This is a genomic window from Microvirga tunisiensis (assembly GCF_009296175.1).
GTDB classification, from domain to species: domain Bacteria; phylum Pseudomonadota; class Alphaproteobacteria; order Rhizobiales; family Beijerinckiaceae; genus Microvirga; species Microvirga tunisiensis.
Genome location: NZ_VOSK01000820.1, coordinates 1 through 1117 on the forward strand (window position 1 = coordinate 1; position 1117 = coordinate 1117).

The 1117-nt window shown below is 60.9% G+C and carries 1 protein-coding gene; it reads right to left on the reverse strand.

What is annotated here, in order from left to right; translation table 11 throughout:
* Window positions 1-1117: IS30 family transposase (locus tag FS320_RS43860; RefSeq protein ID WP_152718714.1), on the reverse strand; the 1117-nt coding region annotated here is incomplete at both ends.

Sequence of the window (1117 nt, forward strand, 5' to 3'; positions counted from 1 at the left end):
GCTCCTGGCGTTTGAAAGCCAAGGGTTTTTCTTGGCCGAGTATTGAGCCTGAGCGCGATCGCATCCAAGTCGCTCTGGCTATGCACGGACAGGTCTGAGCCCTTCGGGAAGTACTGCCGCAGCAAGCCATTGGTGTTCTCGTTGCTTCCCCGTTGCCATGGGCTCTGGGGATCGCAGAAGTAGACGTCAACGTCAGTCGCGACGCTGAAGTGCTTGTGATAAGCAAGCTCCATCCCGCGATCCCAGGTTAGCGAGGCCATCAATCCCTGAGGCAGACGTTGAACCTGCCGCACAAGAGCCTTCACCACGCTCTCGCTATCTTTGCCATCAACTCGAACGAGCATCACGAACCGGGATTGTCGCTCGACCAAGGTGGCAATGTGGGTGTTCTTGCCGCCTGAGAGCAGGTCGCCTTCCCAGTGACCAGGCACGGCCCGATCCTCGACTTCAGCCGGACGCTCCCGGATCGAGATGGCGTCGATGATCTGTCCCCTCGGTTGGCCGATGGTGCTGGCCGTCTTGGAGCGTCGCATGATCCGCCGGCTGCGCAGATGGCGGGTCAGCTCCTTCTTCAGGACACCGCGGGCCTGGATGAACAAGCTCTTATAGATCGTCTCGTGGGACACCCGCATGGCTCTGTCGTCGTGATATTCGGTCTTGAGCCAACCTGCGATCTGCTCAGGGGACCACTCGTTCTGCAGCTTATCGGCGACCAGTAGCTGAAGCGATGGGTGAAGGGAGAGCAGGCAAGGCTTTGGTCGCAAGCCTTGTTGCCAGGCGCGCTCGTCGGCGCTGGTGGCACGATACTTTCTTCTGCCCCCGTTCCGACTGACTTCCCGGCTGATGGTCGAAGCAGATCGACCGAGTTGGGCCGCAATCTGATGACACGACCAGCCGGCCATGAGGCCGCGCGAGATTTCCTCCCGCTCTTCTGGCCTCAATGACAGCCTCGACCGCTTCCTCAGGGGCGGAGCGATGCCTCCCTTGGCCAGTACGATGCCGAAGACCGATCCGGCATGTTTGCCGAGCGCGCGGCCGATATCACTGAGCGACCAGCCCTCCTTCCACCGGGTCCAGAGTTCCCGCTTCTGCTCTGCCGATAAGCCTGGACGACCCA